The following is a 25,818-nucleotide window of genomic DNA, read 5'->3' as shown; positions in this document are numbered from 1 at the left end:
CCTAATTTCAAGGAGGCAACACACATGGGATTCAGATTGAAAGTAGAAGGACAAGAAACAATTGAGCTGGGCTTGGATAACATCCAAACGGTTATTTATGACACCGATACACCGGACGATTCCAATGCACGCTCCACTGACGTAGGCTCCACGCTGCGCATCAGCGGCAAAATCATCACAGCAGTAGACGGTGACAGCGCGGATGACACGCTGAAACTGGCTTTGTGGTCTCTGGTTCCTGCTGAAAAAGCAGACAGCTACCGTAAAGTAACACTGGAAGTTATCGCAGCTGATCAAGTTGTGCGTAAAATCCACTTCCCGAATGCTTTCGTTGTAGACTACAACGAGCACTTCGGCGACACAGAAGGTGTAGGTGCATTTACACTCTACATCAAACAAAAGAAAGACAAAACCGAGCTGGCTACAATCGACGGCGGATATCCGGTTTAAGCTTAACGTCTTCACGTTAAGTGCAGCTTAAACACACACTCACCCGGCACACAAGTGCAGGGTGGATAAATATTAAGAGGCCTACGGGTCTCTTAATATTTATTTTTTTCGGAGAGGGGAACATCACACAATGACTAACTACTATGAGCTGCTCGGTGTCAGCCGGGATGCTTCGGAGGCAGAGATTAAGCAGGCTTACCGTAAACTGGCCAAAAAGTATCATCCTGATACCAACCAGGGAAGCGAGGAAGCAACGCGCAAGTTTAAGCTGATTCACGAGGCTTACAATACATTGCGTGACGAAGCATTGCGGCAGGCATACGATGCCGAGCTCATCCGAAAAACCGAGGGAGCTGGCGGGAAACAGCAAGAGAGAGGGAGAGGGGCTTCATCTTCCGGCGGTGCGCGTACGGCAGCCAAAGGATTCAATCCGGCTGATATAGGAACTGATTTTGAGCAATTTTTTGGTTTTCATCCGAAAACGAAGGAAGGCTCACCAGGGAAAAAAACGAAAAAATCCGGTGATCCGACGGATACCTCAGCGATGTTTAACCAATTTTTTGGTATTCGTAAAAAATGATGATTTCAGGATAGAAATGGGGGAAGCAAGCAGTGAAAACGGCGCAGAACAGATGGGTTTTCATCATAGATGTTGCCATGTTCGGGCTGATGCTGGCGATCGCCTTTTATGTGTTTAATCGTACAGGCTACAGCGGTTTGAAAACCGTGGTCGCGACAGGTATTGGAATCGGCGTGCTTGTATACATACTGCGCAATCTGGTGTCCGTTGTACCTGTGGCCAAGTCAAGGGCACAACGTCAGCGGATTGCCAAGCTGGTGTTGATTGATGAAGAGGGCGAGTCCATTAAAGAATGGTATATCGAAGGCGAAACGTCGCTCTTAATCGGCAAAACGACGTCACGTTCGGAGGCGGATATTGATTTGGCAGGTACAGATTATGCCTCCCTGGTAAGTGTGGAACATGCGGTACTCAACCGGGTGAACAGCGACTGGTTTGTGGAAGATGTGGATTCCGGTAATGGTACAGGCTTGCGGTCTGCCAACGAAAGTGTAACCAAGAAATTGGAAAGCGGTGAGCCATACCGGATTTACTCAGGTGACTTGTTATATATTGCCAATACAAGGGTGCTCGTTAAATAGATGAGGATGCTGCAAAATCCTCAGATCGCTGAAAAGACAATCATGACAATGGGGGAAGGAACCGACTATGAGTTTGACAAGATGCCCGAACGGACACATGTTCAGTACACGAAAGCACGGAAATACGTGTCCTTATTGCAACACGGTAGTAAATATAGCTGCACCCAAGAGCGCGGAGCCAGCAGCGAAAACAAACGTCGCGGGAGATAATGACAAAACAATGCCGTATTTGGGTGAGACGGTGGGGATTCATCCGGTAACTGGATGGCTGGTATGCATCGAAGGAGCACAGGTGGGTCAGGACTATCGCATTATGGCGGAGAAGAACTTTATCGGGCGCGCAGAGGAAATGCATGTCCGCATTATCGGGGACAACACGATTTCTCGCAGAAATCATGCGGTTATTGTGTATGATCCGAAGAAACGCAACTTTTACTTGCTGCCAGGCGATTCATCGGGTTTGGCGTACCACAATAACGAGGCGGTATATTCACCAGCAGAGCTGGCTGCCTATGACGTGATTCAGCTGGGACACAGCAAATTTATCTTTATCCCGCTGTGTGGCGCCCATTTTGAGTGGGATAACGAAAACTAGGATGGAATTGGGCAATGGTGCAGGGAGGTAACGATATGCAGCCTTATTTTGTTGTAAGTGGAGCTGCGGTACTATTCGCTGTTCTTCTCATGATCCGTATACGACTGACGCGAAGTTCCGGCAGCCGTACCGTAAGTGGAATTGAAATCGGAAATGGTCAAACGATCGGGAGCCGGAGCGAGCAGGATGATTATTTCTCCAGTATGACGACAACTGTCGGTACGCTGGCTGTTGTCGCAGACGGTATTAGTGGACTGGCCAATGGACGTATGTCCAGTACCTTGGCTGTGACGACTTTTACAAAGGCATTTGCCAAGCTGGAAGATGCAACGAATTTGAACGGCTATTTTGCAGAAGCGGCAACTCAAAGCAATCGCAGTATTTTGCAAAATTTGAATGGACAGGGTGGAGGAACGACGCTGGCTGCGGTCATTGTGTGCGGATATCAGCTGCATTACGGAGCGGTGGGTGACAGCCTGATTACGATTTACCGTAATGGTCATTTCCAAACAGTCAATTCCAAGCATACAGCAGAAACACTGCTGGAGGAACGAGTGCTTGCTGGACAAATGACCTCGGAGGAAGCCAAAACGAGTCCAGTGCGCAATCAACTGGTCAACTACTTGGGCTATGAGGGCTTTGAGAGCATGGAACTGGGGAGTGCACCGATTCGTCTGTATTCGGGCGATCATGTGCTGTTGTGCAGCGATGGCATTCAGGAGGCGCTGACGGAGATTGAATTGGAAGAGATTATGCGCAAGGGTGGAACACCGCAGGAAACAGCGGATGCCATGATCGACGCCATTAATGATAAAGGCTTTAAAAGTCAGGATAATGCAACAGTACTTATTTTGGCGATAGGATGAAACAAGAAAGACGGGGGTAGCGATGCGCAAGGACAACAGCGATTTTAGTACCGCCTTTGTGTCGGAAGCGGGCTCTTACATAGACAACCGGGACTATTTTGCATTCATGGAGACGGACGACATGGCCTGTTATGTCCTCGCAGACGGTCTGGATTCGGATCAGGAGCTGCGCAGCGCAGAAATGGTTGTCAAAACGGTGCTTGAAAACTTCATGGAGAAGCCTTCCATGTCCAAGCGGCGCTTGATGAGAGATCTGCGTGAAGCGCAGGAATGGCTGCAATTTGAAAGCCGTCGTGTTCGGCTCAAAGCCAGTCTGCTGATGGTAGTGACCAACTACAACAAAATGGTGTACGTTTCGTGCGGTAATGTGCGGCTATATCATTTTCGCAATGGAAGGCTTAATTTTCGCAGCAAGGATCATAGTCTGGCTCAGTCATTGGCAGATGATGGACGCATTCCAGACGAAGCGACCAGCACACATGAGGAACGAGGTAATCTGCTGGAATACTTGGGAAATCCGAATGGAGTTCATGCCCATTACGCCAAAAAGACCCAGCTTGCAGATGGAGATGTAATTCTGCTCGCCACATCCGGGATGTGGGAGGACGTTGAGCTGGCGGAAATGCTGGGGGCGCTAGAGGAAGCGAAGGATCCGGTCATGCTGACGGACACATTGGAAGAGGTTCTGCTAAGCAAACAGCACCGGACGGTGAACAATTACACGGCTGCGGCCATTTATGTAAATAAAGTTTTTCAGGAAAAGCCTAAAAACCGCCGTAAGCTGATCAAACGGATTTTGATTGCGTTGCTCGCCTTTGTAATCGTGGGCGGGGGAGTATGGATTACACTGGCGCGTATGGCAGCGAACAAGGCGGCTGCGCTGGAAACGATGGTCGAATCGGCACAGGCCGCGGATGATTATGCCAGGGCAGGAGATTATGCGAAGGCACTCAAGTCCTACAGTGAAGCGAAAAACGCGGCGGTTAAAATTAACGATAAGATTCATAAGCGACTATATACAGCCGAGCAGAAACTATCTCAATTACTGGTGGACGGAGACGGCTACGTGGAAAAGGCGGACTTTACCAAAGCTGAAGCCAGCTACGAGAAAGCACGGAAAAGCGCTGGTCTGTACCCGCCTTTCAATGTGAAGGATATTGAGCATAAAATCGACCAACTGGACAGCTATGCTGAGACGGCGAGCTGGATGAAGGACGGAGATTTGAAATTTCAGGGCGGCGATTACACGAATGCACTCAAGCTGTACAAAAAAGCAAATAAGGCTGCGATGGAATCCGGTTATACGTCTGCGCAAAAAGAACTGGAGAAGAAAATTACCGAGGCCAACGATAAATTGACTGCTATTCAGCAGCAGCTCAAGGAGATTCAAGCTGGCAAGCTTCAGGCTAAAGGAGATCGAATGATGAAGGATCTCGATTATGAAGGAGCCATTGATGCCTATAGCGGGGCACAGGAAATTTATCAGGAGATCGATAAGCTCGAAAGTGTTCTGGCATTGGAGCGGAGCATAGCCAAGGCGGAGGAAAAGCAGAGCGCTGAGCAGCAGAAAAACGGTCAGCTTCCTGCTGGATTGGGATTGTCTGACGGAGCGTTGAACGACACGGACGCAGGGGACGCAGCGAGTAATGCTTCAGCTTCCGTCGCTGCAACCCCTGCTGCAGAATCGCAAACGAAGGCTACGCCAACGGCTTCAGCGGGAACTACACCCGCGAAGAAGGAAGTCTCTTCAGCGGCAAAAAATAGCGGTACGGGCGATGGAAATGCCTCTTCGGCCAAGGCGGGTACCAGCAAAGAACAAGGAACTGCTGATTCCGCTTCTAAAGCAGAAGGGGCGTCTGATTCAGAGAACCAAGATCGGGCTGCTGCGAACGGAAGTTAAGTTTTCATGTTCAATGAAGCTGGAGCCGAAAGGAGTGAGACGTCGTGAAAGAGTTGGTACAGGACCGTTTGAGCAAGATGGACGATTTGGAGCAGAGACGTTTATTGAAAAATATGATGGCGGGGGTATTTATGAACCTTGTCGAATATCAGGAAGAAATGACCCGCCAGCTAGAACGGCGGGTATTTGAGGAAATTGAGAATACGGAAGAAAAGATTGATGTGTACGTGTCATTGACATCGCGTGAGGACTATGACCCGATTCATGAATTTTTATATCCTGTGTTACCGTCGGATACGGAGGAAAAGCAGATTGACATCAGCCATGTGGCAGAGGTGGTACGCGAAGGCGGATCGATGCCGCTGTTTACGCTTTTCCTTGAGATGGAGACCGAACGAATCTCAGCACTGGTGCGCAGCAAGCGAATTTTCTCAGGAATGTTGGTCACGGAAACCGGCAATTATCCGATTCGTTTTCGTCTGGAGCATAACCGTTCTTATATTTTAGAGATTGAGCAGTTATATCACACGTTTATGCAAAATGGCATGCCGTGGAAAACAATTAATCACCCGTACGCTTATAAGTTTGTGGACTGTGTATTGATTGGTGGAGACGGCGAGCCGGCCGCCCATGAAGAAATTCATGAAATTACAATTTCATTGGAGGAATTCGACGTTTTTAAGAAGGGCGACGTTTTTCCGCTTTGGAACATTGAAAGGCTATCTCTAAAGAACAGCGGCTTTCCTATACCCGCTATGGATCGTGTGAATTATGAGCATGTGCTGCCTTTGCGAAAAACAGGTCCTGAGCATGGTTACTTGATTGACGGGACTGAAGGCGATATCCGGTATATCAAGCGTACAGAAGAGGAACTGACGATTGTCACACCACGTGATAAGTCTGGCGAATGGAATGTGTTGAAGGTTACGAAGCCTGTTACAACGAGACTTAGTCGTCAGACTTATCCGTTATTGTCCAATCGGCGACAGGACAGCTTTTTGGGCCGCTATGCAGGAAAACAGGCCGTGATTGTCCGTGCCAAAGCGGAAATCATGCGCATCGTAAACTCGTTTGAAGCAGCGCAGGGGCTTGAGCTGGAACGTGTAGACATCTGGGGAGGTGCAGGGAGAAATGATGTAAGCAACCTTTTAACCAAAACCCAGACGTATCCGTTAAATCCGTTTGTCAGCGATAACGTACGGACAGAGGAAGGCAAGCAGATCATGCGTTTGGGGTTCAGACGTGGTTCTGACGATGTTTTGCCCACTGCGCCTGCTTATATTTTATCCGATTTAATGAGCTTTCTAGTATCAGAAGTGCAGATGTATTTTCCGGAGTACAAGTGTGAAGGAGAATGGGTGTGAATTACGTCTGGGATTTGCTCATGCGCGCGAGGGAACAAGGGCTGGATGTAGATAAATTCCGCTTCGTACCCGCTGTCAGCTACTCTCCGTATATGGAGCTTAGTCTGGCAGAGTTGAATACTTCCCATTTGGAGCAGGTAGTGGAAATCAATCCGTACTACCGCTTTTATTCTATTTTTCGGGATCTGTTTCCACCGGATGCTGAAGAGTATCTAGAGCTGAGAGAATCGCTATTTGATATTATGATGCATTTCCTGGCGGAAATGGACTTGTATCAAGGGATGAATCGGCGGGAGTACCATATCCGGTTTGTTCAGCGTGATATTGCAGAGGGCATTTTTGGCCCGAAGGTAAAGGAAGGCTTTGGACAATTAAACCGTGAGGATCAGGACGTGATTGCTGAAGGATTGCTGCGCCTGTATGAGACGGGAGAAGCCGTACATTTGCTAAAAGAAACGATGCGGCGCGTCTTTCATCGCTCAATCATTTACACCAATTGTGAGGAAAAAGACGAACTGCTCATCTATATCGGCCAAGAGGAGACACCATTGTCACGGATTAAAGTGGATTTGATTCTGGATTTGTTTCTTCCGGCACGTTTTACGACGGAATTGTATTGGACAAGTCATTTCGGCATTTTGGAGGAAGATCCTACGATGAAAATAGACGCTATCGCCCTCTATTAAGGCTAAATGGCTAAGAAAGGACATGTGAACGATGAACGGACCCTATACATACAGGTTGCTAGACCCGCTCACCGATCGAAAAAGCATACGCTTCACGGCGAAATACACGCGGGCGGAATTGGAGCAAATGACGACCTTTCAGTTACGCGGAATATGCGATAAGGAACGACTGGTCGAGGGCTTTGCCAATCGCCTGGCACGTGAAGAGTTGATTCGCGTGATTTTACGTTTTCGGAGCGCGGAAGAGCATTTACTCATCACAAGGCCAAATCCTGGCGGCTTTGAACGCATGGAATCGGCACTACAGCGAAACTGGAACGACCGTCGGCAGGAGAGCAGCGGCATCCGGGTTCCCGCCAAAATCACGCTGTATCAGGGTGTACGCACAGGTCGCATGGACAACTACCGGATTGAATCCGATTTGCCTTGGCTGAGCTCATCTAATGTGCTGCTGGTGAATGCAACAGGAGAACTGTGCGGTGTTTTGAATTTGGTGAAGGATGAGACACGAACAGGCGTATATTATCTTTCTCGTCATCGTGATGCTGAACTGCGAGAGACGTCCAATCATAGTTATAGCCTGCTGTTTCTGCGAAGACAGGAATCAGAATATTTTTATAACCTCTACTATGGAGATAAGCCAATGCTGCCGCTGAAGCTTCAAGGTCACCGGATTCCGGTGGCAGAGCTGATCATTCGGGGCACGGAAACTACAGATGCGGTACTTGCGATTGATTTTGGCACCTCGAACACCACAGCAGGTGCTTATTTGGATAGCTCCTACGTTACGGCTCCTGATACAGGTATGAGCAGCACAGTAAGGCTGAACGCCATCAATTATGTGTCATTCCCCGGCCCAGAAGGGGCAGAAGGCGACTGGATCGAAGTATTGCCGACTGCTATTCGCGTCGCAGATTGCTCCAATCCAGAACATATCCTTTATGTATTTGGGGAGGATGCACTACGTGGATCTGACGTGGCAGGAAGCCGTGCAACAGTATTGCGGGGGATCAAGCGGTGGGTCAACGATTATAAGCGAATTGAGGAATTAATGGATTCCGAGGGGAATACAGCAACCGCTTCCCGCAGTGATATTTTAGCTGCTTTTATCCGTTATGTGATTGCTACAGCCGAGCAGCAATTTAAGTGTCGGTTCCGCAACCTGCACTTTTCTGCTCCGGTAAAGCTGCAGCCCCAGTTTATAGAGATGTTTAGTGATATTTTGCCTGATTACCAGATTGAAGCGGAGGATGCGCTGGACGAAGGGCTGGCTGTGCTGTACAACACGCTGGCAGACCAGATGGAACGAGGGACTTTTGCGGACGGTGAGGAGTACCAGGCACTTGTTATTGATTGTGGTGGAGGCACGACAGATTTGTCTTCCTGCCGATTCCGAATTGAGGACGGACGTATTGCTTACAAGCTGGATATTCACACAACATATGAAAACGGGGATACCAACTTTGGCGGCAATAATCTGACGTATCGGATTATGCAGTTTATGAAAATTGTATTTGCAGGTTATTATGCTGCCGAGACGCGTTTGCCTGACACCGATATTGATGCCCTGATCGGCATTCCTTCGGGAGATTTGTACCGTCATGTGGATGAGTTTGGTGTAGATGCTGTATATGCGGGACTGGAGGAGCGCTACCGAGAGGCAGAGGCCATCTTGCCTACCGCGTTCAAACAGTATGAGCATGCTACACGGGATGAATATCAGCGGGTACTGAGTAATTTTCATCTGTTGTGGAGCGCGGCAGAAAATATGAAAAAGGAATTTTTTCTACGTACGGGGATCTTGCGCAGCCGCTTCGAATCCGAGCAGGTATTATCTGCTGAAAGCGACCTGAACATTGCAGTGATGGACCGTTGGCTGGTTTCAGTCATCGAGAACGGACGGTTTCGTGATGAATATGGTTTGCCTGATGTGGTGTTTAACATTCGGGAAATACAGCAGCTTCTTAAGGCGGACATCTACAATATTGTGCGCAAGTTTCTGGATGAGTTTTATCTGGAGGGACGCTTGCAGGATTATTCGATTATCAAGCTAACCGGGCAATCCTGCCGGATTGACGTATTTCGCGAAGCACTCAAGGAATTTGTACCGGGGCGCAGTATTGAGTTTCGTCAAAAGGCAGAGGACCTCAGCCGGGTACCTGAGTTGAAAATGGCCTGTCTGCGCGGGGCTATCCGTTACCTGAACGCTAAAAAAATGGGCACGATTGAGCCTGTCATTACCAATCATATTCCGGCTATTCCGTACACGGTTAGCGCATGGACGCATACGGGACGCGAGAAGGAGCTGATTGCGAGTTTGGAAAGCAATCGGGTACGCGGTTCTATTTCCCGGCCGTCTCATGCGGCTGAGGTGGAGTTCTTCCTGACGGCCGACGGCGGCAAGCTGCGTCAGCGCCATGTGTATCGTAGTCGGCCAGAAGCTTTTGAACCCATGCCGTATGAGGAAATTGCAGTGCTGTACGGGCGGGATATCCCGCAGGATGATACGGACTCCATCCGTAATGGGGAAACGAAATATTTTGTTTTTGTCGGAGATAGCCGCTGGGGCTTTTATGTAGTGCCGATTACTCGCCGAGATGAATTGCTGCATCTGGGACCCAAACGCTTTTTTGCCTTCGAGAATGATCTCTCCGAGCTGGATTTCTTTGACGGCACGAAATAGTAAATTAAGGGTTTTGCAAAATGCTGAAATTAGAAAAGTACACAACACTTGGAGGGGATAACGTGCTGTATGCAGGTTTTTGGAAACGAACTTTGGCTTATATCATCGATGGCCTTATTCTATGGTTTGTATTTTTAATATTTGGATTGATCTGGATGGTAATTCGGACCTTAGGGGATTGGGTACCGTCTCCGGCAGAAAGCTCTTTGCTCTCAGACGGATCGTCTTCTATTGTTACCATGAAAGTAATAGGACAGACCTTGCTGAATTGGGGAGCTATATGGCTATATTATGCGCTTATGGAATCATCGAAATGCAAAGCCACGGTGGGCAAGCTGGCTCTCGGCATCGTTGTAGTAGATGAGTTTAATCACAAGCTCAGCTTTGGACGTGCTAGTGCCCGCTACTGGAGTAAGCTTCTATCAGTCATCATTTTGTTCGCCGGCTTTATTATGGCAGCCTTTACGGCGAGAAAACAGGCTCTCCACGATCTGATTGCCCGTACCTACGTTGTGGACAAACGCGAGCTGAATTATATCCTTCGTGAGCAGGCTGGGCGCGGAGCTGGAATGTAACATTTAGGTTGGCACACAGATTCAAAGATTCTGATGAACAGCAGGCTTTAAACAGGAGGAGCAGTAGGATGTACGCTGGTTTTTGGAAAAGATTTTTAGCCCATTTGCTAGATTATACTATTTTATTTGTGACTATTCGTTTGATTGATACGTTGCCGTTTGTGACGATAGGGTTTGTCTCTGCGTTCGTAAAAATGCCGAATTTTTCGGAGTTTGTTTCACACTTAGACGATGTGTCGGTGAGAATTTTGGGAGCTATTATTATTTTTGGCCCTCTTTTATTGGATTGGCTTTACCACACCATCATGGAATCATCAAAATGCAGAGGAACGGTCGGCAAGCTGGCTGCGGGGATTGTCGTTGCGGATGAAAATAATGAAAAAATATCTTTCGGACGGGCCAACGCCCGCTACTGGGGTAAAATCATTAGCTTAGTCACTATATTTGTAGGCTATATCATGGCAGCTTTCACTGAAAAAAAGCAGGCGCTGCATGACAAAATCGCTCGTACCTATGTGGTGAACAAAAATTGGCTGGACTACTCTGAGTATATTAAGCAAAATCCATCGCTGACAGAGATGCCTGTCCCGGCTCCTGCACCCGGTGTGAATCGGTTGTCCGTTCCCTTGAATAAAGAAGAGCAGTAATGACGTCGCAGAGCGACCCGGCTGGCGCATAACGTTGCTACGCAATGTCATTACTGAGGTGCCGGGCGACACTTGTGCCGAAATCGGCACGGAGAGGAGGAAACCACATGTTAACCCATATCGTGCCGAAGTTCGAGAAAGGCCGTATTCTCAAAACCGAGATGCTAGAGAACCTGCGGGACTACCCCCGCAGCTTTCTCGATATCCGGTATCAGGATTATTCGGATGGCATCATTACAGGAATGAACGTAACTGTCGGGGAGTACACGCTAACCATTGGTAGAGGCATCGTGAAGCACAAGGGTAGATTGTATCTGCTGGAGCAGGAGCAGGAAGTGCCGTATGCGGCCACAGGGCGGCTGTCGGTGTTGAAGCTGCTCTTTTTGGAGCAAACAGATCGCCCGGATTTCACAGCCCATCATGCAGATATCGTGCTGGAGGATGAGGCAGAAATCGGTCTGGATGAGATGGAGCTGGGCCGATTCAAGCTCAAAGAGGGAGCCGTGCTTCGCTCGGATTATCAGGATTTTGCCGACATGGCAACGGAATTCAATACATGGAGTGATATCCATGCTCCTTTTGCGGGTTTGAAGCAGAGTACATTGCGCCCGGAGACGATGCGCTACTTCGCATCCGAGCTGCTTAAAAGTGGTGCATCCGATCCGATGGATTGTATGTTTGCCCTCATATGCCTGAACTCAGAAGCCGTAGACAGGGAGTCCATTCAGCATTACATCGCAAACCGAAATGGTGCGGAATACAGAGATTATTCTCATGCTCAGTTGCATAGACAGCTAGTTCTTATTCTAGAAGGCGCCGGACGTGGAAAACGAACAGCAGGCCGTTGGCAGGGCGGCGGAGCCGGACGGATGATTGTGGATTAGAAAATCAGGTAGAGGAGTGTGCATTATGAAATATGAGGATGAAAAGATTTTGGATCAGCTCCGTGAGATGGAGAAGCTGAAGAGGCCTAACAATATTTTAGCAGGACCCATAATCATTGACGGTCAATCCTATGTGTTTGAAGAGCGGTCTTTCTTTAAGGATCGGCTGAAAATGCATGTCCCCTCTATCTTTATTCCAATGCCCAAGCATTTGCAAAAGATTAAATATCCTCATGAGCAACGTCCAGAAATGATTTTGACGAATGATTTGGGCAGTGTGGATGTTACCCTGAATCGGGTGGACCAGACGCTACAAGATGAATGGGTGGAACAGCTCACTTCTGGCATGAAGGCAATGATGAAAAATATGAATCCTGCCCATGTATTTTATGAAGAAAAAATAGAAGAGGTACATGGTAAGCAGATTGGCTATTTTGACTTTAAAAGTCCTGCGCTGGACCAGCCCATCTACCACAATATGTTCTACTTTGAGCTGGAAGGAAAGACGGTCATGGGAACATTTTGTTGTCCGTATAAGCAGTATGCTGAATGGCGGGATGTCGCCCTACAGATGATACGCACCATTCAAACGGTTGACGAGGCAGAAAAGGAGGGATATGAATGAGTAACCCCATTTACACCACAGCAGATGTTCAGGTGGCCCCTTATCAGTTTCAACGTGTATTAAGTATCCATCTCATTAAACAGTTAAACGAACATGTGAGCTTCTGCATACGTGGAATTGTTTCGGAGGACAAGCTGGATCAATACGTAGAAAAAGCAGATGAAGATGAGCACATCGAAGTCTTCTTAAAAAGTGAAGGCAAGGAGATCCGGCTTTTTCAGGGAAGCGTCACGAATATTGCTGTAAAAGCTGTAAACGGAGTACGCGAGCTTACGATTGAGGCTAGCAGTGAAACCTTAATAATGGACATTCGCCCCAAACGTCGTTCATTCCAAAAAACAGCGGAATCATATAACAATCTATTTTCGCATGTTACAAGTTCATATACTGATGCAGAAGTGATTGACGAGGCTTCTCATGGCGCAGCTATCGGTGAATTGTTAGTGCAATACAATGAAACGGACTGGGCTTTTGTCAAAAGAATTGCTTCTCGGCTGCATGCTGCTTTAATTCCAATTACGATGCAACAAGGATTGAAATATGTGATTGGTATCCCCCATTCTAGTGCCCCTCAACCGCTGAACGAACATAACTATTCCATAAAAAAAGACTTGAAGGAGCACAAGCTCATGTCCCGTAACGGACTGCCGGAATACGGTGAGTCTAACAGCTTGAGTTATGAAGTGACCAGCAACAAAGTGCTAGAGCTGGGCAGTTCCGTCATTTTTCATAGAAGAACGCTTTACATAGCTAGGGCGGAGACGACCACGGAAGGAAATCTGATCGTTAATCGTTACATTTTACGGGATGCACATGGGTTAAAATGCCCAACCGTCTATGCCTATGATCTTTCAGGAGCCTCTCTGTTTGGCAAGGTAATTGATATTTCCAAAGAAAAAGTAAAAATCAAGCTGGAAATTGATCAAGGCTCGACTGCATCCGGGGCTATGTGGTTTCCCTATTCTACGGTTTATTCTTCTCCTGATGGCAGCGGTTGGTATGTTATGCCGGAAGCAGGTGATCAAATTCGTCTGTACTTTCCGGATGAACGGGAGCAGCATGCTTTTGCCGCCAGTTCTGTCGATCTTGCCTCCTCTGATCCTGTTAAAAGAAGTGATCCTGCGGTTAAAAGTATCAGCACCAAATACGGCAAACAAGTCGTTTTCAAGCCTGGTGCAGTAGAAATTATCAACAGTGGGCAAATGCTCATGCGTCTCACGGATGAAGGCGGGATCGAAATTAATAGTAACAAAAAAATAACCCTGTCTGCTCAGGAAGATATCCAAATTACAGGGGGAGCGAAAATTATTATGGAGGGGAAAGAAGGCGTAAGTTTTATTCAATCCGGAGCCAAACTCGACATCATGGACGATGTGAGATTAACCGGGGGTAAGGTGAACATTGAATGAAGCTCATGGATCGGGATGCTGCGTTGCAGGATTTGCTGGAAAAGCACGTATTTACGGAATGGATACATGATTTGGCTCTTATTGAAAACAACTTTCTGACGCGCCAGCAAGCCATTGAAGACGAGCTTATAGCAGCTCTAGAGTCGCTATGCCAGCTCGCTACCCTTCAGCACGAGCAAGGTCGTAAGGGGGATATTCGATATATTTATATCTCCTTGCTCAGAACTCGTGTTGCGAAAAATAAAGCGGTTTATCGTCTAGATGCCTATGATGAAAATTGGTTTCTGGATGAGACTGAATGCGCTGTGGAATGGTCGGCAGACTTTGTTTTCGAGCCTCTGTTCAATCGTATGACTAAGCTGGAAAAGCTTAAATCAGATTATGCCCGTAAGATCTCGACGATGGATATTGAACAAATTCAACAAATTGAGGCGGTCAAATACCATCTGCTCACTGTAGAGTTCTTGAAAAGCCAGATGCCAGTTTTTATAGCTTCCCCTTCGTTAGAAAGGATGCCAAAAGCAAATGTATGCACGATATTTGCTGGAGAGTATCGAGATGATAGCGAAATATTGTGCCGTTTTACGCGTAGTGAGGGAGCTGAGACACGAAAGGAGGAATCTTCATGGATTATTTCCTCTTAAAACAGGATGTGCGGTATACCCATGTTCCTGCGCTACAAAAGGTGATGGAAACGATTGATCCGTGGAAGCTGTATGATTTGCAGCCGGAGGATATTGTCAAGCCATTGATGTTTCACGTGAAGGCAGATGCAGAAAGTATTTTTATTGATTATCTAGAAGGTCCCATCCCACTCATTTCAGATGCTTTAAAACGCCTTGTCCAGGCCTATGTGCCGGAGATGCCTATGAAATTAACGATACTTACTCAGATCGAACAGAGGATACAGAAGAATTACTATATTCCTTTTGTGGAGCGGCTTGCAGCAGTACATCCAGAAAGCGAATGGAATTTAGATCAAAGTGTGCTTAGAAAGCTGGTATTACGTGCAGATGCTATTCGGGGCCACAAGATATTTAGAATCCAGGAGAGTGCTATCCCGATGATCATCGTCCGTTTGGACATTGCGGAAAGTATATTGCGGCGTGATTATACCGGGATCGCTTTGGAGCAAATTCAGGTGAAATAGGGAGGGAAAGGGCACATGTCAGACAATGAGTATTATGTCGTACGGGGGGCTTGTATGCGTTGCACTTGCGGGACGCATCCTCGAAAGATCAATTTGCCGAACAGCCACGGGGCTTATGTTAACGGTAAACCCATGATGAATGAAGGAGATTATTCTCCTGAGAATGTCCCTCATTTTGGAATTTGTACCAGTCCAGAACAGCCGAGTGCCGAGACTATATATCTGATCGCCGAAGATGGCTCCACAATCTCAGGGAAGCCATGCCTACCAATGCTGACGGATAAGTGGAAAAACACAAAAGAACCGACAAAGGTGGAAGGCCAGCCAGCCTTGACGACCTCTTCATTTCAGACTTGTTTATATCATGGATTTATCGAATTTCATACGAATGGCCAGCAGGAGGAGTAGCTGGAAGGGAGGTTTGAAAACATGATAGGATATGATCAGATTCGAATAGATTCCCCTTACCCCATTCAGGTCTTAAAGGATGTTCAGATCGAGTGGAAGCCGGGTGAGCATGGGCGTATTACACTCACAGGCATTTGTAAGGAGTCGAGTCATGCCACGGCTGCGCTGAATGCGACCTCAGAGGATCAGCTACATGTGTATGCGCAGAATGGACAAGAGGAAGTCAGCTTGTTTAAGGGTGTCGTCCATACGGTAGAAGTTGAGAACCATAATGGAGTGTATACACTTACACTGGAAGGAATCAGTGGCTCATTTGAGCTGGATATTGTCAAAAGAAAGCGGTCTTTTCCTGAGGAAAAACAAACATATAAACAGTTAGTGAATAAGCTTGCTCAAGGATATGAGCGAAGTGATGTCTTGTACCAGACCGGAGAGCAGTCGGTAGGCGAAGCCATTTTACAGTATGATGAAACCGACTGGGAGTTTATGAAACGGATGGCGAGCCGTTTACATACAGTGGTGGTCAGCGACATATGGGAGTCCGCATCGCCGAAGCTGTATTTCGGCATGCCTGCTGGCACCCAGCGAACAATTCGGAAGGATACGCCATATACGGCAAGTAAGGATTTAAAGGGCTATCAGCGGGCAGGCGGAAAGTCAGCCGGGCTACATGATACCGACTTTTTCAAATACGAGATTGAAAGCGGAGAACGGTATGCTCTTGGAGACGAGGTGCAATTTCGCCAGAAAATAATGATTGTAACTGAATTGCGAAGCCGCATGGAAAAGGGGCATTTGCTATTCAGTTATGTGTTGGCCCGCGCAGAGGGCATTCGCAGTGATTTCATCCCCAATCCCAAAACAATCGGAATTTCTCTGGAAGGAGAGGTCATTGCGGTACGGGGAGAGGAAGTGAAGCTGCGGCTGGCGATTGATAAGGATGATGGGGTATCCGAGCCGCATTGGTATCCGTTCGCTCCCCCAACGGGAAGTGCGATGTACAGTATGCCGAAGGTGGGAACACAGGCAAGCCTGTACTTTCCAGATGCGTCTGGTTCCAGAGCAATGATTTTGGGTGCGGTTCGTACAAATGGAGACGGTTGCGCGAAAACGAGTAATCCTAATGATCGATATTTTGGAACGGAGCATGGAAGTGAACTGAAAATGGCACCGGGTCGCATCCATATCATGGGTGATCCGGGTGGGACATTGCAGATGAGTCTGGACGATGCTACTGGGATTGAATTAACTAGTCCCAAGAAGTTATCGTTAGAAGCAGAGCAAGAAATCATTCTGAATACGCCGAAGAAAATCATTATTGACGGAACCAGCCAGGTCATGGCGTATCAAACGGGAGGAAGCACGGGGCTTTCGGTAGAAAACGAATACCACGTGTTGGGAGGAAGCGTCTGGGCGGACGGTAGCGACCGAACTGCATACCCGCCGTTTGATGATGAACCGAAGGAAGGCGAGCCACCTCCACCGCCGCCACCCCCTGAACCGTTTAACTGGGGCAAGCTGGGGATGAATATTTTGGGCGGTTTGGCAGTTGTGGCAGCCGTAGCCGTGGTAGCAGCCATTACGGTAGCGACGCTTGGAGCGGGTACGGTGGTCATTGCAGCGGTAGCCGGAGGAGCGCTGCTGGCGGGTGGCTTGGGTGTAGCAAGCTTGGCCGCATCAGATATCGCCCGAGGGGAAGTGAGCGACTTCAGCGACTATGCCCTGACCGGCTTGAAGGAAGCGGGAATCGGGGCGGTATCTGGAGCAATCTTTGGCCCTCTCGGTGTAGGGGGAACCTTACTGAGGAAAGCAGCGATCGGCGGTGTCACAAATGCCGCGGAAAATCTAGCGAGTCAGGTGCTGAGTGGTGAAAAGATCAACTGGGGCTCAGTAGCAAAGGACGCGGGATTGGGTTTTGTCACCGTAGGCGTACTGGATTCCAAAGTAGGCAAGGCCATTGGCGGATTCGCTGAAAAAGTAGGCAGCAAGGTTACACCGCAATGGATTAGCAAAGGTGTAGATGCAGTCGGAGCAGGCTTTGGCAAAGCTGTAACCAAGCTGGAGCAGTCCGGCAGTAAACTGGGTCAGAAGTTCAATGAGCAACTGAGTAAAATGGCAGACGGCCTCAGCCCCGGGAAGTTGGCCACAGCCAACGGAGCGCCAGTTCCGCACGTTAATAAGATGGACAGCGGACCACTTCCACAGACGGATGTGCAGAAGAATTACAACAAGGTCATGAAGGAAATGGAAGAGAGCGCGGCGAAAAAGGTTGAGGGAACAGTAGGAAGTAAAGAAAAAGTAACTGTTAAGAAGTATGGTGAGTGGAAATATGATAAATCTGGGAAGCAAAAGCATCACCTTAATCAAGATGCTGCATTTAAAAAAGATGGGAATGGCAAACAGGTAATCCCGTCAGATGAAGGATATACTATCGAATTAGAGGGCAATGCATTTAAGGATGTTGGTTCACCACATTTTATGGCACATAAAACTATGGAAGAATTTTTTAATAGATATAGAAAAGGGGATAAAAAAGGTTTAATTCCTACAAATGCTGAATATAACGTAGCATTATATAAATCGTTGAGAAAGGCCGGATTAACCGAAAAACAAACCTTAGATGTAGTGGAGAAAGCTAGAAGCCAACGGTTAAAATATGGTTTACAAGATGATGATCCAATACCAAAAATACCAGGACAAATAAATTCTATATATAAATATTTATTTCAAAAAATAAAACTAAACTGAGGGGAAGAAAATGAACGAAGTAAAGGATTTTTACGATAATACAATATCTAAAATTGACTTTTTCAGTAACTGTGGGGATGCTATTAATGCTACACTCAATGTTAATGTTACGCAAGTACGTAACTGGGTTGATGTTGAAAAAAAAGTTAATTCTACTTGGGATAATGTTAGACTCCAAATAAGAAATCAACTAACTTCGACTCTACATGAGAATTGGCGAGAAGAATACAGACAGTGGAATAATATTACTATGGAGGCTAAATTATTACTTAAGGATGGAGTCCTTAAAAATATTTCTACATTTATAGAAAGAAATAAATTAAACAATTGTATATATGAGAGCGTTGAGTGGGATTTGCTTACTGCAATGATGGAATATGCATATAGCACGTATGTAAAACCAGGCTTTCATACAGAATTGTTGGAAATATATAATTCAGGACATATACCTTGTGGTTGGAAAGGGAAGTGGCCTCAAGGAAGCCTATTGGTATTCTAACAGCCTATGGGAGGACTTCAATACAAAGAGATTGCTTATAAGAGGAAGTGATAATATTGGATATAAATAATCAATTATTAGAACATTATAAGAAATACATTGGTGAGCCAGATTTAATAAATATAGAGACCGTTTCAGAAAGTCTAAATATAAACTTAATCATTTTTCGAGCAAACGACCAAAGAGACTTTCATACTATTATAACGTCAGGAATGAGCTTATTACCTGCACAAGTTTCAGAAGATAATAAAGATTGGGAATATACAGAACTTATCATGTATCTTCCGGCATCATGGCCTGTGGCTAAAGAGGATATTAAAGATTTTAAAGATTATTGGCCATTTGGTTGGCTAAGAAAACTTGGCAAGTTCCCGCATGAAAGAAACACATGGTTTTGTTATGGAGACACTATACCTAATGGGGAACCTCCAGAACCAATTGCAAATGACAATAATTTCACTTGTATGCTATTATTACCTCCCATTCGTGAAGATGAAGGATTTAGCTCGTTAATGTTAAGTAAAGATAAAACAATACAATTTTTAGTTGTTTGTCCAATATATCAGGAAGAAATGGAATTTCAACTATCAAAAGGTTTTGGTGCTCTTCTTGAAAAGTTTGATGAATACAACGTAAATGATATTGTTGAAGTTAATAGATTAAATGCATGTAAATAAGGATATTAATAGCTAATTAAAAGAGCGAGAATAACAGATTGTAAAAAGAATTCACACAATTAATTGGCCCCAAAATTATAATTTATCTTAAAAAACTTATTTCACTCGAACATGAGAGGAATAAGTTTTTTTCTCGTAGAGAATAACCAGTTGTGTGCTATGGTGACACTATAAAATACTGGTGAATAGCCTCTAGTCTCCAAAACAAGCAGTGAACTCTTAGAAGGCTATTCAATGATTAGCTTATTTCTAATTAAATCGACCCTATGAAAGCCTATACATTCTTTTAAATAAAAAAGTTGACATATGTTTAAAAACAGGAAAAAAGTCACTAAGACTAAAGTCTCTTGTTAGATGAATTATGCATTCCTTAATCTGATGAAATTCGACATTTTTTATGCTAGATGGATTGTTCGAAATTAAGCTAGAAGTCAATGGGGTTGTCGCATCAAGGAATAAGTCCCGTTTAGGAATTCATAAGTAGGAAACTGGAACGGAGAAGTAGTGCTATTGCGCAATTGTGCTTGTCCTTTATGAGTATTTCTAATCGTTCATTCACATTTTATTAATTCAGTTCGATTAGATTAGAATATTTGCATACATATGTATAAAAATGAGTATTAAGTCTCGGAAACTCCCTTTGCTACTGTGAATTGACAAAATATGAAGCAGTGGCTAATATGGTTGGGTACACGGGAGATATTGGAATTTATAAAGGGGTAATGAGTTTTGAACAAGAGACTAGATAACAGATGTAGTAACAAAATGAAATGGGGCCAAACGATTTTTGGAGCGCTGTTGGCGCTTAGTCTGGTGTTACTCAGTGGGGGTAATGCGTGGGCCTCATCCAATGAACAATTAAAATGGATTGAGGGTGGCCGAAAGGTAGATCTGGGAAAAATGGCTACGGTTGAACTGGACTCATCTCTTCTTTTCTTGGATGCAGCTAACACAGCAAAGGCAAGCGAGATGAATCATGATAAGCCATCTGGTAAGGAGATTGGGAGTATATTTCCGAAAGATGAAAATCAAAATTGGGAAGTTGTTTTTGAATACGATGAACTTGGACACATTAAGGATGATGAAAAAGAAGATATCGATGCAGATGCCATTCTAGATAGTTATAAAAAGGGGACGGAAGAGAGTAACAAGGAAAAAGCGGAAAGTGATCGCTTGTATGTTACGGGCTGGGATGTCGAGCCTTTTTATAATGAAGCGACCCATAATCTAACCTGGTCTATGTTGGCGGAGGATGGGAACAAGGAAAAGCTGATCAATTATAATGTTCGTTTGCTCACTCGTCAGGGTTATATTTCTGCAATATTAGTGTCCGATCCTGCGCATTTGGACGTAGATAAGAAGTTTTTGAATGAGAATATATTACCCAAGCTGACAGTCAAATCAGGTGAGCGGTACGAGGATTTTAATGCTTCAACGGACAAAATATCCGAATACGGCCTGACCGGATTGATTTTGGGAGGAGCAGGCTTGGCAGTAGCTAAAAAAGTAGGCTTGTTGGCATTACTCATTGCTTTTTTTAAGGGCGCGGGAATTAAGGTTATCCTACTTATTGGTGCTGCTTGTGCAGGTATGTTTGGTGTAATAGGCAAGTTTTTCGCCAAATTATTTCGCAAGAAAAAATCGGAATCTATGCACAATGAAACGAACGCCCAGGATCAGTCAGAAACACTACAGTAAAGATAAAAAAACACTCTATAAAATTGCTGATAAATAGGGGATGATGATTGAGCGCAAAACACAATCTCAGGCAGCCTGACAAGCACACACAGATTATGTAGCTTGGGCAAGAACAATATGAACAGATGATCATGGAGACGTTAGACCCGTGAATCATCTGTTTTTCGTTTTTTATCCCTTGTAATACTTTCGGTACACCGCAGGCGTTGTGCCTTCATACTTTTTGAATATTTTAATAAAATACCCCGGCTCATTGAAGCCGAGCTCGCTACTGATCTGAGATACAGGAATATCTGTAGCTTCGAGCAACTGCTTCGCCCATTTCATCTTCAGGCGGGAAAGATAGCTGGAAAAGTTCTCCCCCGTTTCCTTCGCAAACAGCCGACTAAAATAGCTTGGGCTAATGTGGCACAAGTCAGCCATGGCTTTCAAAGAAAAAGTTTCACCCTTGTGCTCAAAAATATATTCGAAGGCGGGTTGGAGTACGGGATTTCCGCACGGAATATCCACATCTCCTGAGGAATTCAGATAGGCATCTGCTAAGAAATTATTCATTTCTTTCTTAAGGTTTTCGATATGCTCCAGCGAGTAGCCAGGAAGGATCTCGGACAACTGCGGTGTGGACTGTGTGGCCGACGCCTTCTCGAACATTTCCGCGAGAAGATTTTTGTTCATCGCTTCTTCAACAATATAATTACACAGTAAGGATAACATGTTGGAGATCGTCTGGATTTCCTGATAGGTCATGGATGGCAGATCGGCGTAATCATTCTTAAGTTCCTCCCATTTGGAACTGTACAGTTTTTCATTTTTTGACGTGAGGATTTGCTCCAGCTGTAAGGCACTCGAAGGATCGGCTAAGCGGACCTGACCTGCCATGACGGCGCCGATGTACTTATCGTCGATAATGATCGGTACCGCGATGTCGACGATGTCATAATGACAGAGATAAATATAAGGTTTGTTGGAACGTACCGCTTCAAGTCCACCGCGAGAGTCACATTTTTGGCAGTAGGGAAGGAGATTCTCATCCTGGCGAACCTTCTTGCAGAACGATTGGCATTGACTGTGGCTAGTTACAGGATTCCCTTTATAATCGACGGTGAGAATGGCTAATTGGGTAACGGATGCTAATGAATCCTGCAGCTGCTCCCACTTTTTCAAATCAAAGATTTTCTGGATGCTCAAATGTTCACGTATCAAGATTCTCATCCCTTAATGGTAAATTATCCTGTAAGTAATAACAAAAAAGTACAATTCGTGATCTTCAGTGCAAAAAAATACGATTGTAGATTATAATATATTCCTTGATTCCTCCAATGTAAAGTCTACATGGTTCGGTTATAGTTTTAATCAGAACGAAGCCAACACAATCATAAGGAGGAATTTTAGATGAGAAAAGCTTTTATCAGCCCAAGCAAATATGTACAAGGTGAAAACGAATTGTTGAATTTGGGTTACTATGTGAGCACCTTCGGCAAATCCGCTTTACTGATTGCGCATCCTGCCGATGTGGCGCGGGTAAAAGATAAACTTGATTCCACTTTGGGTAAATATAACGTGACCTTTATTGAAAGCGGTTTTATGGGTGAGTGTTCCAGACAGGAAGTGTCCAGACTTCAGGAAATTGCTACTGCAAATGGATGCGATTGTATCGTAGGTCTCGGCGGTGGGAAAGCGATCGACGCGGCGAAATGCGTGGCTCAAGGGGAAGCGCTTATCATCTGTCCGACGATTGCTGCGACGGATGCACCGACAAGTCACTCGGCCGTTCTTTACACTCCGGAAGGCGCTTTCGACGATTACGCCTATTTTAAGCAAAGCCCGAGTGTCGTATTAGTCGACACCACCGTAATCGCTAATGCACCAACCCGATTCCTTGTATCAGGTATGGGTGATGCACTGTCGACTTACTTTGAAGCCCGTGCGACCTCCCGTTCTTACTCTAGGGTCAATGCCGGACTGCCTAACGGAGTACGCGAAGGACAGTGTGCGCCAGCAGTAGGTACAAATGCGGCGATTGCACTTGCAACGCTATGTTATGAAATGCTGTTAAAAGACGGTGCCAAAGCAAAAGCGGCATGTGATGAAAACCAGGTTACGCAAGCACTCGAAAATATCATTGAAACTAATATTTTACTCTCAGGCCTCGGCTTCGAGAGCGGCGGACTTGCAGCGGCCCATGCGATTCATGATGGACTCACGATTTTGGAAGGCACGCATCATTATTATCATGGAGAGAAAGTTGCATTCGGCACGATCGCACAGCTGGTGCTCGAAAACGCGCCGACGGAAGAATTGCATCAGGTACTTGATTTCTGTTTAGCCGTCGGTTTACCGGTCTGCTTGGCCGATATCGGCGTCGATCATATCAGCCAGGAAGAACTCATGGAAGTAGCTGCAAAGGCCTGCATTCTGGAGGAATCGATTCATTCCATGCCGTTTCCGGTCACAGTGGAGCAGGTTGCAGCGGCAATCGCTGCGGCCGACCGTATCGGGAGCCAATACAAAGCGGAGGTAAAATAGCATGAAAAAGGTCATCAACCGTGCGGAAAATTTGGTCCTTGAGATGTGCAGTGGTATTGCGCTCGCGCATCCCGAGTTGGAATTTCTGCCAAAATACAAAGTGCTCAAGAAAAAGGAATTGAATGCGGAGAAAGTAACGCTCATCAGCGGCGGTGGCAGCGGGCATGAACCCGCCCACGCTGGCTTCGTTGGCAAAGGGATGCTTGATGCCGCGGTCTGCGGTGATGTCTTCGCCTCTCCCTCACAAATTCAAGTGTATCAGGCCATCCGAGCGACAACCGGGGAAAAAGGTGCGCTGCTGATTATCAAAAATTACAGCGGAGATATTATGAACTTTAGAAACGGCGCCCATCTGGCCACTGAAGACGGTCTGGAAGTGGACTATGTAAAGGTTGAGGACGACATCGCTGTAGAAGACAGCCTATATACAGTCGGACGGCGCGGAGTGGCGGGAACGGTACTCGTCCACAAGATCGCGGGTGCAGCGGCGGAAGAGGGCCGGAGTCTGGCGGAAGTTAAAGCAGTAGCCGAGAAAGCCGCTGCGAATGTACGCAGTATCGGATTCGCATTGACTTCGTGTACCGTGCCGGCGAAGGGCACGCCAACATTAGAGCTCGGGCATGATGAAATCGAGTACGGTGTCGGCATTCACGGCGAGCCTGGGACCAGCCGCGAGAAGCTGACGGATGCAGATACGCTGGCAGGCAGAATGGTAACCGATCTCCTTCGAGACATGCAGATCGAAACTGGATTCAGCGGAGAAATCGCCCTGTTGATCAATGGTTTCGGCGGTACGCCTCTGCAAGAACTGTACCTCTTCAACCATTCGGTCACTCGCGAACTAGCAGCGAAAGGGATCAAGATTGATCGCACTTTTGTCAACAATTATATGACGAGTATCGATATGGCAGGTATCTCGGTTTCCATCATGAAGCTGGACAACGAACTGAAAACGCTCCTCTCCCATGAAAGCAACGCGCCTGCGTTCAAGGTGGCTGGACCTGTTGATCATGTCGTATTCACGGATATTTCAACTGTAGCAGACGAAAAGCGGCAAGTATCCTTTGAGGTAGAAACGGATCCTGCCTTCGCGGTTATTGAAAACAACAAAATTACGTTGAACAATCTTACCTACCTAGTCGATAAGATGAGTGAGGTTATCATCAAGAATGAGGTACTTTTCTGCGATCTTGACTCTCATGCAGGCGACGGCGACTTTGGCATGAGCGTTGCTAAGGGATTTCGTCAGCTGAAACGGGAATGGAGAGACATTCTGAATCAAGATTCTTTGACGATGGGAGCCTTTCTTCATTCATGCTCATTCGTCATCATGGAATACTGCGGTGGCGCTTCGGGTCCGATCTGGGGCTCAGCATTTCGCGCAGCGGCACGATCCGCGGGCGAACGAACCGAACTCGCTGTTTCCGAATTCGCAGATATGATGCAGGCTGCGGTGCAAGGCATACAATCAACAGGCAAACGTTCCTTCGGCAGAGGAGCCGTCGTTGGCGATAAAACGCTTATTGACGCATTAGTGCCATGTGCAGATAGCTGGTTGGAGAGCGCAAAATTAGATTTTGACGTGAAGACAGCCTTTGTAAGAGGTGCTCAAGCCGCTGTATTAGGGGCCAAAAAGACGGAAGATATCGTGGCGCGCATGGGTCGTGCCGGAACGGTAGGAGAGAGAAGCCTTGGTTATCCAGACGCGGGGGCTTATGCGCTTGGCGTGATTTTTACGGAGCTTGCTGAATCTTTGAACTGATTCTCTATAAATCCAAGGCGCGAACACTTCGTTTAGATATCCATTCCTGTCTGTAACACTCGCTAATTCTTAAAAATTCAAGGTTTGTTCATTGCAATTGATGTGCATTAGGTTTATAATTTCAGACGGATTCAAAGGGCTTATCCCGGAATCCATGGGAGTTCATCCCATCTGAGCTAGCTTACTGCATGCTCAAATATGAATTAAGCGAGGGATTTACAATGAAAACCTGCTGCACCATCCAAGTTGACGAAGACAGTTTAGTTATTGATTTGCCAGAAGAAGGAACCACGCTAGAGTCCCTGCTCGGTGATATTGAGAGCTGTGGAGGTAGTGAAGAACCTTGGCTGCAACTTATTGACAAGGTAATAGGTAACTCATCTGAGACTGTACTGACAGAGCAAGCGACGGATGGCGGCGATATGAGGAAAGATCAGACGACCAAAGAACCTCAAGCAACTGCTCAGGGGTAATAGGGAGATCATACGTTAAGACGATATTTGTA

At 46.3% G+C, this 25,818-nt stretch carries 25 protein-coding genes; 24 read left to right on the top strand and 1 reads right to left on the bottom strand.

The window, feature by feature from the left end:
• Nucleotides 1-24 precede the first annotated feature (24 nt).
• The 21 genes from MLD56_RS18845 (at nt 25) to MLD56_RS18745 (ending at nt 21,025) form a co-directional block, all read left to right on the top strand.
• The gene (locus tag MLD56_RS18845; RefSeq protein WP_013311475.1) at nt 25-450 is read left to right on the top strand and encodes a hypothetical protein; all 426 of its coding nucleotides are present in this window, start codon (nt 25-27) and stop codon (nt 448-450) included.
• Nucleotides 451-580: 130 nt separating this feature from the next.
• Complete coding sequence (locus MLD56_RS18840; protein ID WP_029515682.1) at nt 581-1,030, top strand: J domain-containing protein; 450 nt, start codon at nt 581-583, stop codon at nt 1,028-1,030.
• A 32-nt stretch (nt 1,031-1,062) separates the two neighbouring features.
• The gene (locus MLD56_RS18835) at nt 1,063-1,611 is read left to right on the top strand and encodes an FHA domain-containing protein (protein WP_029515681.1); all 549 of its coding nucleotides are present in this window, start codon (nt 1,063-1,065) and stop codon (nt 1,609-1,611) included.
• A gap of 67 nt (nt 1,612-1,678) precedes the next feature.
• Nucleotides 1,679-2,206 (top strand): FHA domain-containing protein, encoded by a 528-nt coding sequence (locus MLD56_RS18830; RefSeq protein ID WP_028542470.1) that lies wholly within the window; start codon nt 1,679-1,681, stop codon nt 2,204-2,206.
• 35 nt (nt 2,207-2,241) lie between these two features.
• Nucleotides 2,242-3,072, top strand: coding sequence for a PP2C family protein-serine/threonine phosphatase (locus MLD56_RS18825; RefSeq protein WP_029515680.1), 831 nt, complete (start codon nt 2,242-2,244; stop codon nt 3,070-3,072).
• A 22-nt stretch (nt 3,073-3,094) separates the two neighbouring features.
• Nucleotides 3,095-4,972, top strand: a complete 1,878-nt coding sequence (locus MLD56_RS18820) for a serine/threonine protein phosphatase (protein ID WP_029515679.1) — start codon at nt 3,095-3,097, stop codon at nt 4,970-4,972.
• Nucleotides 4,973-5,016: 44 nt separating this feature from the next.
• Nucleotides 5,017-6,336, top strand: a complete 1,320-nt coding sequence (locus tag MLD56_RS18815; protein ID WP_029515678.1) for a hypothetical protein — start codon at nt 5,017-5,019, stop codon at nt 6,334-6,336.
• The gene (locus MLD56_RS18810) at nt 6,333-7,022 is read left to right on the top strand and encodes a hypothetical protein (protein WP_029515677.1); all 690 of its coding nucleotides are present in this window, start codon (nt 6,333-6,335) and stop codon (nt 7,020-7,022) included. The genes MLD56_RS18815 and MLD56_RS18810 overlap by 4 nt, the downstream gene beginning before the upstream one ends.
• Nucleotides 7,023-7,053: 31 nt before the next feature.
• Complete coding sequence (locus tag MLD56_RS18805; RefSeq protein ID WP_029515676.1) at nt 7,054-9,705, top strand: Hsp70 family protein; 2,652 nt, start codon at nt 7,054-7,056, stop codon at nt 9,703-9,705.
• Nucleotides 9,706-9,767: 62 nt separating this feature from the next.
• The gene (locus MLD56_RS18800; protein ID WP_029515675.1) at nt 9,768-10,280 is read left to right on the top strand and encodes an RDD family protein; all 513 of its coding nucleotides are present in this window, start codon (nt 9,768-9,770) and stop codon (nt 10,278-10,280) included.
• Nucleotides 10,281-10,348: 68 nt separating this feature from the next.
• A complete protein-coding gene (locus MLD56_RS18795) occupies nt 10,349-10,927 on the top strand; it encodes an RDD family protein (RefSeq protein WP_029515674.1) in 579 nt (192 codons plus the stop codon).
• Between the two features lie 107 nt (nt 10,928-11,034).
• Nucleotides 11,035-11,811 (top strand): hypothetical protein, encoded by a 777-nt coding sequence (locus MLD56_RS18790; protein ID WP_029515673.1) that lies wholly within the window; start codon nt 11,035-11,037, stop codon nt 11,809-11,811.
• A gap of 25 nt (nt 11,812-11,836) precedes the next feature.
• Nucleotides 11,837-12,436 (top strand): hypothetical protein, encoded by a 600-nt coding sequence (locus MLD56_RS18785; protein ID WP_029515672.1) that lies wholly within the window; start codon nt 11,837-11,839, stop codon nt 12,434-12,436.
• Entirely contained in the window at nt 12,433-13,845 is a 1,413-nt protein-coding gene (locus MLD56_RS18780) for a hypothetical protein (protein WP_029515671.1), read from the top strand. The genes MLD56_RS18785 and MLD56_RS18780 overlap by 4 nt, the downstream gene beginning before the upstream one ends.
• Nucleotides 13,842-14,489 carry a hypothetical protein gene (locus MLD56_RS18775; protein WP_029515670.1) on the top strand — a complete coding sequence of 216 codons (648 nt, stop codon included), beginning with the start codon at nt 13,842-13,844 and terminating at the stop codon, nt 14,487-14,489. The genes MLD56_RS18780 and MLD56_RS18775 overlap by 4 nt, the downstream gene beginning before the upstream one ends.
• Nucleotides 14,471-14,995, top strand: coding sequence for a hypothetical protein (locus tag MLD56_RS18770; RefSeq protein WP_029515669.1), 525 nt, complete (start codon nt 14,471-14,473; stop codon nt 14,993-14,995). Before MLD56_RS18775 ends, MLD56_RS18770 begins: the two co-directional genes overlap by 19 nt.
• Nucleotides 14,996-15,010: 15 nt before the next feature.
• Nucleotides 15,011-15,403, top strand: a complete 393-nt coding sequence (locus MLD56_RS18765) for a DUF4280 domain-containing protein (protein ID WP_029515668.1) — start codon at nt 15,011-15,013, stop codon at nt 15,401-15,403.
• A gap of 21 nt (nt 15,404-15,424) precedes the next feature.
• The gene (locus tag MLD56_RS18760) at nt 15,425-18,151 is read left to right on the top strand and encodes a contractile injection system protein, VgrG/Pvc8 family (RefSeq protein WP_241113410.1); all 2,727 of its coding nucleotides are present in this window, start codon (nt 15,425-15,427) and stop codon (nt 18,149-18,151) included.
• A 10-nt stretch (nt 18,152-18,161) separates the two neighbouring features.
• Nucleotides 18,162-18,650: a hypothetical protein gene (locus tag MLD56_RS18755; RefSeq protein ID WP_029515665.1), complete on the top strand. Its 489-nt coding sequence runs from the start codon at nt 18,162-18,164 to the stop codon at nt 18,648-18,650.
• A 56-nt stretch (nt 18,651-18,706) separates the two neighbouring features.
• Nucleotides 18,707-19,327 carry a suppressor of fused domain protein gene (locus MLD56_RS18750; protein ID WP_029515664.1) on the top strand — a complete coding sequence of 207 codons (621 nt, stop codon included), beginning with the start codon at nt 18,707-18,709 and terminating at the stop codon, nt 19,325-19,327.
• A gap of 765 nt (nt 19,328-20,092) precedes the next feature.
• On the top strand, nt 20,093-21,025 hold the full coding sequence (locus MLD56_RS18745; RefSeq protein ID WP_029515663.1) for a DUF2167 domain-containing protein: 933 nt from the start codon (nt 20,093-20,095) through the stop codon (nt 21,023-21,025).
• A gap of 171 nt (nt 21,026-21,196) precedes the next feature.
• On the opposite strand, the gene MLD56_RS18740 is transcribed toward MLD56_RS18745, so the two are convergent.
• Nucleotides 21,197-22,228, bottom strand: coding sequence for a PocR ligand-binding domain-containing protein (locus tag MLD56_RS18740; RefSeq protein WP_029515662.1), 1,032 nt, complete (start codon nt 22,226-22,228; stop codon nt 21,197-21,199).
• 189 nt (nt 22,229-22,417) lie between these two features.
• On the opposite strand from MLD56_RS18740, the gene MLD56_RS18735 reads away from it, so the two are divergent.
• From MLD56_RS18735 to MLD56_RS18725, 3 genes are all read left to right on the top strand, one after another.
• Nucleotides 22,418-23,551, top strand: a complete 1,134-nt coding sequence (locus tag MLD56_RS18735; RefSeq protein ID WP_029515661.1) for a glycerol dehydrogenase — start codon at nt 22,418-22,420, stop codon at nt 23,549-23,551.
• Between the two features lies 1 nt (nt 23,552).
• Nucleotides 23,553-25,313 (top strand): dihydroxyacetone kinase subunit DhaK, encoded by a 1,761-nt coding sequence (gene dhaK / locus MLD56_RS18730; RefSeq protein ID WP_029515660.1) that lies wholly within the window; start codon nt 23,553-23,555, stop codon nt 25,311-25,313.
• A gap of 221 nt (nt 25,314-25,534) precedes the next feature.
• Complete coding sequence (locus tag MLD56_RS18725; protein ID WP_029515659.1) at nt 25,535-25,786, top strand: hypothetical protein; 252 nt, start codon at nt 25,535-25,537, stop codon at nt 25,784-25,786.
• Nucleotides 25,787-25,818 lie beyond the last annotated feature (32 nt).

Source organism: Paenibacillus peoriae, assembly GCF_022531965.1.
GTDB lineage: Bacteria > Bacillota > Bacilli > Paenibacillales > Paenibacillaceae > Paenibacillus > Paenibacillus polymyxa_D.
The sequence above is the reverse complement of the archived record's forward strand: the minus strand, read 5'-3'. Positions and strand labels throughout refer to the sequence as shown.

Bases quoted from the DNA above. Each gene is read 5' to 3' on its own strand.
- MLD56_RS18845 (WP_013311475.1), top strand. From the start codon at position 25: ATGGGATTCAGATTGAAAGTAGAAGGACAAGAAACAATTGAGCTGGGC.
- MLD56_RS18840 (WP_029515682.1), top strand. From the start codon at position 581: ATGACTAACTACTATGAGCTGCTCGGTGTCAGCCGGGATGCTTCGGAG.
- MLD56_RS18830 (WP_028542470.1), top strand. From the start codon at position 1,679: ATGAGTTTGACAAGATGCCCGAACGGACACATGTTCAGTACACGAAAG.
- MLD56_RS18825 (WP_029515680.1), top strand. From the start codon at position 2,242: ATGCAGCCTTATTTTGTTGTAAGTGGAGCTGCGGTACTATTCGCTGTT.
- MLD56_RS18820 (WP_029515679.1), top strand. From the start codon at position 3,095: ATGCGCAAGGACAACAGCGATTTTAGTACCGCCTTTGTGTCGGAAGCG.
- MLD56_RS18805 (WP_029515676.1), top strand. From the start codon at position 7,054: ATGAACGGACCCTATACATACAGGTTGCTAGACCCGCTCACCGATCGA.
- MLD56_RS18795 (WP_029515674.1), top strand. From the start codon at position 10,349: ATGTACGCTGGTTTTTGGAAAAGATTTTTAGCCCATTTGCTAGATTAT.
- MLD56_RS18790 (WP_029515673.1), top strand. From the start codon at position 11,035: ATGTTAACCCATATCGTGCCGAAGTTCGAGAAAGGCCGTATTCTCAAA.
- MLD56_RS18785 (WP_029515672.1), top strand. From the start codon at position 11,837: ATGAAATATGAGGATGAAAAGATTTTGGATCAGCTCCGTGAGATGGAG.
- MLD56_RS18780 (WP_029515671.1), top strand. From the start codon at position 12,433: ATGAGTAACCCCATTTACACCACAGCAGATGTTCAGGTGGCCCCTTAT.
- MLD56_RS18775 (WP_029515670.1), top strand. From the start codon at position 13,842: ATGAAGCTCATGGATCGGGATGCTGCGTTGCAGGATTTGCTGGAAAAG.
- MLD56_RS18770 (WP_029515669.1), top strand. From the start codon at position 14,471: ATGGATTATTTCCTCTTAAAACAGGATGTGCGGTATACCCATGTTCCT.
- MLD56_RS18765 (WP_029515668.1), top strand. From the start codon at position 15,011: ATGTCAGACAATGAGTATTATGTCGTACGGGGGGCTTGTATGCGTTGC.
- MLD56_RS18760 (WP_241113410.1), top strand. From the start codon at position 15,425: ATGATAGGATATGATCAGATTCGAATAGATTCCCCTTACCCCATTCAG.
- MLD56_RS18755 (WP_029515665.1), top strand. From the start codon at position 18,162: ATGAACGAAGTAAAGGATTTTTACGATAATACAATATCTAAAATTGAC.
- MLD56_RS18745 (WP_029515663.1), top strand. From the start codon at position 20,093: ATGAAATGGGGCCAAACGATTTTTGGAGCGCTGTTGGCGCTTAGTCTG.
- MLD56_RS18735 (WP_029515661.1), top strand. From the start codon at position 22,418: ATGAGAAAAGCTTTTATCAGCCCAAGCAAATATGTACAAGGTGAAAAC.
- dhaK (WP_029515660.1), top strand. From the start codon at position 23,553: ATGAAAAAGGTCATCAACCGTGCGGAAAATTTGGTCCTTGAGATGTGC.
- MLD56_RS18725 (WP_029515659.1), top strand. From the start codon at position 25,535: ATGAAAACCTGCTGCACCATCCAAGTTGACGAAGACAGTTTAGTTATT.